The organism is Gracilimonas sp. (assembly GCF_035704785.1).
Taxonomy (GTDB): Bacteria; Bacteroidota; Rhodothermia; order Balneolales; family Balneolaceae; genus Gracilimonas.
Window position 1 is genome coordinate 1 of record NZ_DASSWP010000216.1, and the last position, 9,425, is coordinate 9,425.

At 41.8% G+C, this 9,425-nt stretch carries 10 protein-coding genes and 1 pseudogene; 5 read left to right on the forward strand and 6 right to left on the reverse strand.

Annotated elements, in window-relative coordinates:
- Window positions 1–91 precede the first annotated feature (91 nt).
- Both VFM80_RS12395 and tnpA read left to right on the forward strand, forming a co-directional pair.
- The gene (locus VFM80_RS12395; protein ID WP_395072143.1) at window positions 92–1,222 is read left to right on the forward strand and encodes a hypothetical protein; all 1,131 of its coding nucleotides are present in this window, start codon (window positions 92–94) and stop codon (window positions 1,220–1,222) included.
- A 212-nt stretch (window positions 1,223–1,434) separates the two neighbouring features.
- Window positions 1,435–1,842, forward strand: a complete 408-nt coding sequence (gene tnpA / locus VFM80_RS12400; protein ID WP_395072144.1) for an IS200/IS605 family transposase — start codon at window positions 1,435–1,437, stop codon at window positions 1,840–1,842.
- 178 nt (window positions 1,843–2,020) lie between these two features.
- On the opposite strand, the gene VFM80_RS12405 is transcribed toward tnpA, so the two are convergent.
- The 5 genes from VFM80_RS12405 to VFM80_RS12425 are packed head-to-tail and all read right to left on the reverse strand — an operon-like array spanning window position 2,021 to window position 7,207.
- The gene (locus VFM80_RS12405; RefSeq protein WP_395072145.1) at window positions 2,021–2,968 is read right to left on the reverse strand and encodes a DNA-3-methyladenine glycosylase family protein; all 948 of its coding nucleotides are present in this window, start codon (window positions 2,966–2,968) and stop codon (window positions 2,021–2,023) included.
- 18 nt (window positions 2,969–2,986) lie between these two features.
- Window positions 2,987–4,399 (reverse strand): OstA-like protein, encoded by a 1,413-nt coding sequence (locus VFM80_RS12410; protein ID WP_395072146.1) that lies wholly within the window; start codon window positions 4,397–4,399, stop codon window positions 2,987–2,989.
- Window positions 4,396–4,950, reverse strand: coding sequence for an LPS export ABC transporter periplasmic protein LptC (lptC, locus tag VFM80_RS12415; RefSeq protein ID WP_395072147.1), 555 nt, complete (start codon window positions 4,948–4,950; stop codon window positions 4,396–4,398). Before lptC ends, VFM80_RS12410 begins: the two co-directional genes overlap by 4 nt.
- Window positions 4,937–5,563, reverse strand: coding sequence for a uracil phosphoribosyltransferase (gene upp, locus VFM80_RS12420; protein WP_395072148.1), 627 nt, complete (start codon window positions 5,561–5,563; stop codon window positions 4,937–4,939). Before upp ends, lptC begins: the two co-directional genes overlap by 14 nt.
- 6 nt (window positions 5,564–5,569) lie before the next feature.
- Window positions 5,570–7,207, reverse strand: a complete 1,638-nt coding sequence (locus tag VFM80_RS12425) for an alanine/glycine:cation symporter family protein (RefSeq protein ID WP_395072149.1) — start codon at window positions 7,205–7,207, stop codon at window positions 5,570–5,572.
- A gap of 291 nt (window positions 7,208–7,498) precedes the next feature.
- On the opposite strand from VFM80_RS12425, the gene VFM80_RS12430 reads away from it, so the two are divergent.
- From VFM80_RS12430 to VFM80_RS12440, 3 genes and pseudogenes are all read left to right on the forward strand, one after another.
- Window positions 7,499–7,792 (forward strand): HU family DNA-binding protein, encoded by a 294-nt coding sequence (locus VFM80_RS12430; protein WP_395072150.1) that lies wholly within the window; start codon window positions 7,499–7,501, stop codon window positions 7,790–7,792.
- Window positions 7,793–8,120: 328 nt separating this feature from the next.
- Window positions 8,121–8,249, forward strand: a pseudogene (locus tag VFM80_RS12435) (PID-CTERM protein-sorting domain-containing protein); the annotation flags it as partial.
- A gap of 84 nt (window positions 8,250–8,333) precedes the next feature.
- Entirely contained in the window at window positions 8,334–9,161 is an 828-nt protein-coding gene (locus VFM80_RS12440; RefSeq protein ID WP_395072151.1) for a nitrilase-related carbon-nitrogen hydrolase, read from the forward strand.
- 8 nt (window positions 9,162–9,169) lie between these two features.
- On the opposite strand, the gene VFM80_RS12445 is transcribed toward VFM80_RS12440, so the two are convergent.
- The coding region (locus VFM80_RS12445) for a hypothetical protein (RefSeq protein ID WP_395072152.1) at window positions 9,170–9,425 on the reverse strand (256 nt) is incomplete at its 5' end.

Genomic DNA, 9,425 nt, shown 5'->3' on the forward strand with positions numbered 1-9,425 from the left:
TCGATAAGATAGTATTTATATGCTTTTAAAAAATTTCTCTTACATTTGGCTGAAGTTTAGTAATCACAATATTTATATACATAGAAAATAAATGAGATGCGGGATCGATCGACTTGTAAAGAGTAAGCTGTTCTATATTACATTGATTTTGATTGCTTCGGGCTGCACGGAATCAGAGAACAAGAAAAATACCTCAAACTATGAGGAATTGGTGGTAAAAGTCCCGGCTAAAATTCAACAATTCGACCACATAGATTCGCTTTATTATTCATTTCTGGGACTCAATTCTTTTGCAACGGATGAGGGCGGAGTTATTTTGCCTATCTGGGGTCCGGCAACTTTGGTAAAAACAAACAGGGATGGTAACGAGGTCCTCGCCAAGACAGCAGAGGGCAGGGGCCCGGGCGAACTGATGGATGTTGGAGTTCCAACCATGGGAGAAAACGAGATCTACGTGTATGATCAGAATCTTCAAAAGATCGTGATATTCGACCGGGAAGATCTTTCCTTAATTGAAGAGTTTTTAGTGGGATCTCATCAGGAGTACAGGGTTGACAGAGCCTATCCGACATTTGAAAAAGGAAGCTTGCTGTTGGAGTTGAGCAACTCTCAGCTTGTGGTAGACAAGATGGATGATAAATTACTCATCAAATATGATTTGGAGAATGAAGAATATGGGGAATCCATCGCTCTTAAAGGCAAGCTATATGCACCGCTGGGTGATTTAATAAATGGAAGAGCAGGAACGGCCATGATGGTGCCTTTCTCAGATAGCCAATTTATTGTAGCGGCCCCGGAGAGGAGGTCACTACTGCTTTACGACACTCGTACTGATTTAATCGCCGAGATCAATGCGGATTTTGATACACTACGAACTATTTCTGTGGATTTACCAACTGAAGAAATTTCCTCTACTGAAAAAGATTCGATCAAGGCAGAAGTCGAGGGATTTCATACCGGAGATTGGGGCGATGTAGAATCTTTACTACCGGAAGTAAAAGCAGGAGCTGATAACATGCTTTTCAACAATGATAAAATTTGGCTCAAATCAAATTTAAGAGGGAGCGGAGATATATGGCTCGTATTAAATATGGAAGGTGAAATAACGGACCTGGTCAGCCTTCCAAAAGACACTTTTTTAACGCACGTTTCTGAACATCATCTCGGAGTGCGCTTAGATGAAGCTAATTTTGCCCTTTATGAAAATCCGGTTGGAGATTAGTTTTTTGTGGTGCCAGTAATATTTTTAGGTTGAATTTTTCAAGCTTAAGAGACTTCTTATAAGGAAAGTGATGTTATATATCACTTCCGTTTATTATAGTATAGATGTTAGCCCCGAAGGGGTGATTTACCAGAACACAGGGTGTAGCCCTGTGGAAGAGAAGTAAACAACAACTATCTAAATAAGCCCTGAAAGGGCGAAATATAAAAGCTATGGGCCAATCACTCGTTCAAAACTACATTCACATTATCTTTAGTACTAAACATCGCCAGCCTTTTATAAAACCGGAGATAGAAGATGAACTTTATGCTTACCTCGGTGGGATCTGTAATCGAATGGAGTCTCCGCCTATAAAAATTGGAGGATATATGGATCACGTGCATATTTTATGCAGAATGTCGAAGAAAATAGCCTTGATAAAATTACTGGAGGAATTAAAATCTCACTCTTCAAAATGGATAAAGACTAAATCTGATGAATTAAAGCAGTTTTATTGGCAAGATGGCTATGGAGCGTTTTCGGTAAATCCATCCGAAGTGAACGTTGTGACAAAATATATAGTAAACCAAAAAGAGCATCACAGAAAGAAAACTTTTCAAGAAGAGTACCTGGCATTTTAAAAAAAATATAACGTAGACTATGATGAGCGTTATGTATGGGATTAGAATAAATTCTGTGGATTGATTCTACAAGGTTATGCCGCCCTTTCAGGGCTAGTGACATAGAGATATCTTTCAACATCGGGCTACACCCGATGTTAAGGTAGGTCACCCCTTCGGGGCTAGACTGAGGGCAAAATCACTTTTTAGCCCGCTCTTCCTTCTCCTTCAAAACATAATTCACATATAGAAACTCAAGTGCTGCGGCTTCATAGCCTTTCCAGTTTTGGATGAGTTCCTGAAAGCGTTCTTCGGACGTGTTGTGGGGATCTTCTCCGTAGCTGTAGATGATCCACCGGCGCAGTCCCTTTTCTTCATCGGCTTTTTTGTTGGAAGGGAAGACGGCATCCGTCCGTCCGCGCATCATCATCAGGTCCTGTCCGGAGGTTGGACCGATTCCTTTTATGTTCGTGATAATGTCGTAGAATTCCTGTGGATCGCATTCCATTAAGTGATCCATATTCACATTCCCCGCTACAATGTCGTTGGCCAAGCCCACCAGGTATTGTCCCTTTCGAAGGGTAGGACCTAATTTTCGAATGTTGGCAGGATCTGCTTTCATGAGCTGATGGGGACGAGGCCAGGCTGGAAAGGATTGTTTCCCGAGCATGAGTGCTGAGCCGTAGGCCTCACGGATCTTGAACATCATCTTTTTGGCAGTCGGCTTATGATTCATCTGCATTTGGACGATACGGTATAAAATATCTTCAAAAAGATTGGCTCGGGTCATACGTTTCAGCCCGTATAGTTCCGAGAGTTTACTTCCCAGTACATTATCGTCTTTGGCCTGATCGTAGAGTGGACGCAAATCCATGTCTGTTCCGAAGATCTTAGTCAGACTTTTATTGGCTTCCGTAATTTCTTCTTTGGATAAAGATTCGGCAGACTTGATATGGAATTCCGGATTTTCGGGATCTCCGTTAAAAAATACGGTTACTATAACATCCGTATCCCCAATGGGAACAGGGCGGATAAATCCTTCTTCAAAAACTTTTTCCGGTTCATGCTCGTGATCGAAATAGGATTCAACATCCAGGCAAAGGAACCAGTCATGTGGCGGAATAGATTTGAGGGTCCAAGAGCTCATAAGCGATCCTGAATTTGGTTATTGATCAGTATTTTTTTGCTGTAAATATTCAACGAAGCGTTTAGGAAGTTCAAACGGTCTGATCTGTGGAACAGGAGGAAATCTGGGCTCAGCCTCAGTTTTCGGACGCTCCGGTCTTAGGTTTGGATCCCAGGTAAAACCCTCCAAAGTTCGGTCTTTTAATCCCGGAAATTCCTCAAAGAAATATCCATCATTCTTGCCTGCAACAACCCGGGTAAGTTCGTTTTCGTTGAAATACATAATGGTTTGAGGAGAAGAATATTGAACGGCTCCATCCGGTTCACCCTGTTCATTTTTTGTATGGTAGAGCACCTGGCTGTTTGGATAAACTTTTATGCGGGAAATATTGCCATCAGCGAAGTCGGCAATCAATGTATCGCCCTTGATCTGGTGCAAACGGCCGGTTACACTGTCTTCTTGAACAGTGATTGTTTTATGGTAAGCATTTAGTTGGCGTACTTCATTGCTATCCATTTGTACGGTTATATATGGAGCGGTCAGCTGAATATTTTTATGCCAAGCAATAGGATTTGAAATGAGTTCAAAAACCTCAGTGGAAGAATCGTATAAAAGAGTATCGGAGACAGATGAAAAATCAGGGGACCAAACGCTGACATTCCCGAAAGAGCGAATAATGTTTGTTGTATCCTGATCAAGCATTAGCAGTTTGTCAGAATTAATGTGGGTGGTATCTGTTGTATCTGAACTGACACGACGAAGGTAAGCGTTCCCTTCAACATATCTTCTCCCGGTTGAGTCAGCTTCAAGGAATTCCCCTGTCAAAAGACCGTTGTTAGTGCTGTCAACTACAAAAATATTACTGTAAAGCTGCAGAAACTCTGATTTTCGATTGATAAAAAGGCTATCCCCTTCCGCATACTGGGCCGTGTCGGCTAATTGTACATTTCCTCTAAATATAGCACTATCCTGATTTTGAAAATATGTTCCTCTTTGAGCGATAAGGGTCCCTCCTTCATCCTCAAGCCTTATCCCGGATTGAAATTGTGCTACTTTGGTTAGAAAATTATAGTCAACACTTTCACCGAAAAGAGTAGTGCTGTCTTGCAAAATGATAACCCGGCCACGGAGTTGGCTTACTTCCTGATCGGCATTATAAAAAAGCGTGTCAGTCCAGATGGTCTCGTCCGGTGTATCAATTTGAATATTGCCAAAGGCCTGGATCTCATCACGGTTTAAAAAATGCCATGCACTGTCAGATACCATTTCAATGTTGCCGATTATTATTCGAGCCTGATACAATTTTCTGACAGGTTCACCGTCTCGGGTAATCATTTCAACTTCTTCAGCTCTTTCTATTTGAACCCGTGTTTGTGCCCATACTTTTTGTATGGGGAGAGCAGAAAGAACGATCCCTGAAACCAAAACGATTATGTATACAGATGTTTTCAATTAATTATTGTCTCTCCTCTTACTTCTCGCAGGGTGTAGTTACTGAGATCAGAATCACCGTAAAAGCCTATGGCATTGATGCTGTCGGTAGGGGTGACGATGGTAAGTGATTCGGGCGTACTTACCTGATCGCTTGCACGTTCCCACTTCAGGTAAGTTGAGTAGAGCCGTTTATCTCCCGGGGCTTTAACCTTCACATTTCCAAAAAGTTCAAAGATGGATTCATCCGGTTTATAAACGGCGCTGTCAGAATTAACAAATGTTTCCGGTTGCCCATTTTCATTAAAGATCTCAATATAAACAGGTCCGCTTATTCTGGTGATGTTCCTCGTTTCATTCTTAATAGAAGCAGCATAGCTGCCGGTTAACTTAAGTTTAAGCTGGCCTTCTTCCATTATCTCCATATCAATATTCCAGCTTTCTGTAAGGTTGAAAAGAGAATCACTCAGGGCTTCTTTAACCTGTTTATTTTCATATTCAGAAAGGTCGCCACAACCTGAAATGATCGTGGTAGCAATAAGAAAAAATAACAGGCATCTAAAGTGTGCCAAAGTAACGGTCTCCGGCATCGCCGAGGCCTGGTACGATAAATGCGTCTTTGTTAAGTTTTTCATCTATTGCGGCTGTTATTATTGGAACATCGGGATGATCTTTTTGTAGCCTTTCTACTCCCTCAGGAGCACAAATTAATGAAACAAAACGGATGTTGTCGGCTCCGTTTTCTTTTAAAAAATTCAGAGCATGAGATCCGCTTCCTCCTGTAGCCAACATAGGATCAACTACAAGGGTATAGGCGTTATTAAGGCCGCCCGGAAAATTGTGATAGTAATTTACTGGTTCGTGAGTCTTCTCATCTCGATAAACGCCAATATGCCCTACTTTAGCATCCGGCATAAAATTAATAATGCCATCCACCAGGCTGAGTCCGGCTCTTAAAATAGGAATCACAAAAACCTCAGGCCCAGCTTTATGTCCCATAGTTGTTTGTATGGGTGTTTCCACCTCTTGTGTTTTGAGTGGTAAATCAGAAAGTGCCTGATAAGCAAGAATAGTTCCTATACTTCCCATTGCCCGGCGAAAGGCAGCTGTCTCAGTTTTTTTATTACGTAAAATACTGAGATAGTGCTTTACAACCGGGTGGTCTATTTCAGTGACTTGGGCCATGAGTTATTAATTTTTTTCCTCTAACTCTTCCATTTCCATTTTCTTGAAGTAGGTCTTGCTGGCTACTGCCACAGAACCTGAAAGGGCAAAAAGAGCGATGATATTCGGGAAAGTCATCAATCCAAGTGCAATATCTCCAATAGCCCAGACAGTGGCCAGCGGGAAAATAGCTCCTAAAAAGTGCATAACTAAATATATGATCTTATAGTAAATGATAGATCCGTCACCTGCCAGATACTGTATAGATCGGTCTCCATAATAACTCCAGCTTATAGCTGTTGAAATACCAAATAAGAGCACACAAAACGTAACTAAATGTTTCCCATATGGAAAGATAGGTGCCAGTCCTTTTTCAAAAGCAAGGGAGGTAAGCGGTGCACCATTTTCAATGATGCTTGTATAAACAGTAGCAACTACATTCCCTGCTTCATCAGTAAAGGTGCCGGTGCTAACATTTAATGAACCTGAAAATTCTTCTCTGTCTTCAAGATCCAGGAAGAATACGCCGGTTTCAAAATTATTTCTTAGTACAGTTCCGTTTACTGGTTCACCGTCTTCGATAATCAGTGTGTTGCTTCCGTCTGTTATTTCTACGGTATTATTGCTGTTACCTGGCTCATATACCATGTCATGGCGTTGATCCCATACCCCGGTAGCAACAATGACCAGTCCTGTCATGGTACATACTACGATGGTATCAATAAATGGCTCGAGTAAAGCTACAACGCCTTCACGAACAGGTTCGTCAGTTTTTGCAGCACCGTGTGCAATAGGGGCAGAACCCTGTCCCGCTTCATTTGAGAATAGTCCCCGTTTAATACCCCACACTAACGTCGTGAGGAATACCCCGGAACCAACACCAAAGAGGCCTGCTTCAGGAGTAAATGCAGTAGTGAAAATAGTACCAAAAGCGGGGATCACATTTCCGGCGTTAAGCGTAAGAATAACGAGTGCACCAAATACATAAATAAGTGCCATAAGTGGCATCAGCCGAGCTGTTACCTGCCCAATCCGTTTTATTCCGCCTATAATCACTACGCCTACAAAAGTTGCGGTTACTAATCCTGAAACCCAGCTTGGAATCAGGAACGTGCTATACATGGTGTCAGCTACAGTGTTAGCCTGAACAGCATTACCGGTTAAGAAAGAACAAATTACCGCCATTGCGGCAAAGAAAACGGCCAGCCATTTCCAGTTTGAGCCTAGACCTCTTTCTATATAATACATAGGACCACCTGATACAGAACCATCTTTATTCTGGATCCTATATTCTACAGCAAGTGTACATTCTGTGTATTTAATAGCCATTCCAAAAAATGCTGTTACCCACATCCAGAAGAGTGCACCGGGCCCTCCATAGTGAATTGCAATAGCAACACCTGCAATATTACCAATACCTACCGTAGCGGAAAGAGCAGTTGTTAAGGCCTGAAAGTGATTTACATCTCCAATATCATCAGGATCATCGTAGAAACCCATTACAGATTTAATCCCGTGACTGAATCGACGTATCTGAACAAAACCAAGTCGAAGGGTGATAAAAATTCCAAATCCCAAAAGAACCACCACCATTATTGGGAATTGCTCCGGGGTAGACCAAACCAGATTGTTCATCCAGTTCACAACATTTTCAAATACTTCCATGAATAAAATTTTTTGGTTAAGGATATTTAATAAGAAGGCACGGTGAAAGTAAAAAACATTTGGGAATATTAAAGGATAACATTTGGAAACTTATTAAACAGGGTACTCTGAATATTCATTGTGTCTGCCCTAAGAGATCATTACAGATTAAAAGAGAAGACCGGAGGGGTGAGGAATGAAAAGATCAAAAAAAGAATTTTTACAGATAAGAGTGAACGATTTCTTAGTAGCTTTGTTTTCATTGTAGTATTTTTAAACCCATAGATAAAATAAAAATCAACCTTTTAGATCATGACTAAAGCAGATATAGTAGATGTTATTTCTTCATCTGTAGGCCTGACCAAAGTTGAAACTGAGGCTGTAGTAAACGGTTTCATGGAAACAGTAATCGATGCCATGAAACGTGGTGAGAATATTGAATTACGTGGCTTTGGCAGTTTTAAAGTTGTAAAAAGGGCCCAGAGAGTAGCTCGAAATCCTAAAACTAACGAAGAAGTAATTGTGCCGGAACAGTATGCTCCTGTGCTTAAAATGTCGAAAGATTTTAAAGAAGCAGTGAACGAATCACATATGGTTGAAAATTGATTTAGAAAACCTGTCATTTCTTCTTATTTTTATGGCCGTTCGAACAACAGTAATTTTTATAAAACACATTTAGGTGAGTATTTATGCCGAGTGGTAAAAAAAGAAAGCGCGCGAAAATAGCTAAACACAAGCGTAAAAAGCGTCTGAGAAAAAACAGACACAAGAAGAAAAAATAAGATTTTTTATAAGGCTCCAATTTGGAGCCTTTTTTATTTGGGGTATATGAGAGTTCGTTAAAGAGAGAGTGTTGGATTGGTAGATAGTGGACTGATCATAGGTGCAATTTGTCAAGTTTTTCTAATATTTAGCATCATGACATGGCAAAACCCCAGGACTTCCTGCAACTCCAAGCCCGGCCCCAATTGACGGTGGTTTAAGTCTGCTTGCAGCGGCCGGCGGTGGTTATGCCATAAAAAAATTACGTGATCGCAAGAAAGCTGCAAACCCGGATATTTAAAATTCGAGAATTCAATCAGTAAGCTTGAATATTGGATCCTGTTTCGTAGTTTTGAGTCTATTTCTCACTAACTACTGAATCTCTATGAAGATCGCGCTTGTGCAGCAATCCTGTACTGAAGATAAAAAGCTGAATTTAAGCAGAGGATTAAAGGCGGCTCGTGAAGCTGCTTCATCCGGAGCTGATATTATTTGTTTTGCAGAATTAGCTTTCGAACCTTTTTATCCTCAGTATCAGGATCCAAAAGACCCGGCTAAACATGCGGAATCCATTCCGGGTCCCATAACGGATGCATTTTCAGAGATCGCCAAAGAATTTGGGGTAGTGATCGTCCTGAATTTATATGAGAGAGAAGGTGACTCTTTATATGACTTGTATGACAGCTCTCCCGTGATCAATACCGACGGGACTATTTTGGGAACTACAAGGATGGTTCATATCACAGACTACGCCTGTTTTTATGAACAAGCTTATTATACGCCCGGTAATAATGGAGCCCCGGTTTATGAAACTCCATTTGGCAAGATCGGAGTCGCAATTTGTTACGACCGCCATTATCCTGAATATATGCGGGCACTGGCTGTTGCAGGTGCAGAGATCGTGTTCATCCCGCAGGCAGGTTCAGTGGGTGAATGGCCGGACGGATTATATGAAGCCGAAGTGCGAACGGCATCTTTCCAAAACGGATATTTTACGGCTTTATGTAACCGGGTGGGAGAGGAAGCCAAGCTTACTTTTGCAGGGGAGTCTTTTATTTGTGATCCGGAAGGAAAGGTCATAGCAAGAGCAGGTACCGGCACCGAAGAGATTCTTTACTGTGATGTTGATCTTGAAGAAGTAAAAAGCTCCCACGCCCAACGGTTGTTTCTCAGAGATCGCCGTCCGGAGTTGTACAGGGATTGGATTGAATAAAAATTCAATCATCTGACATATCTGATTCCTGGGCCTCGCTCCGACGGCTCTGGGTTGGAGCGGACTTTTGGGGCAGGAAAGTAAATTCTTGGCATGCCAATCACTGAGGCCCTGGCGCCAGTCCTCCCCGCAAGTAACAGCGGGCGCTGTTCTTGCTGTCCCTCCAAAGGGACACAAGGTTTTTGCCGTTTGCTAAAGAATAGATTGAGGGGCAAAATAGTTTGACTGGCAAGAACCTGTCTCTCTTTGGAGAGAGACAGGATT

Coding starts and splice junctions, on each gene's coding strand:
- VFM80_RS12395 (WP_395072143.1), top strand. CDS start 92: ATGAGATGCGGGATCGATCGACTTGTAAAGAGTAAGCTGTTCTATATT.
- tnpA (WP_395072144.1), top strand. CDS start 1,435: ATGGGCCAATCACTCGTTCAAAACTACATTCACATTATCTTTAGTACT.
- VFM80_RS12405 (WP_395072145.1), bottom strand. CDS start 2,968: ATGAGCTCTTGGACCCTCAAATCTATTCCGCCACATGACTGGTTCCTT.
- upp (WP_395072148.1), bottom strand. CDS start 5,563: ATGGCCCAAGTCACTGAAATAGACCACCCGGTTGTAAAGCACTATCTC.
- VFM80_RS12425 (WP_395072149.1), bottom strand. CDS start 7,207: ATGGAAGTATTTGAAAATGTTGTGAACTGGATGAACAATCTGGTTTGG.
- VFM80_RS12430 (WP_395072150.1), top strand. CDS start 7,499: ATGACTAAAGCAGATATAGTAGATGTTATTTCTTCATCTGTAGGCCTG.
- VFM80_RS12440 (WP_395072151.1), top strand. CDS start 8,334: ATGAAGATCGCGCTTGTGCAGCAATCCTGTACTGAAGATAAAAAGCTG.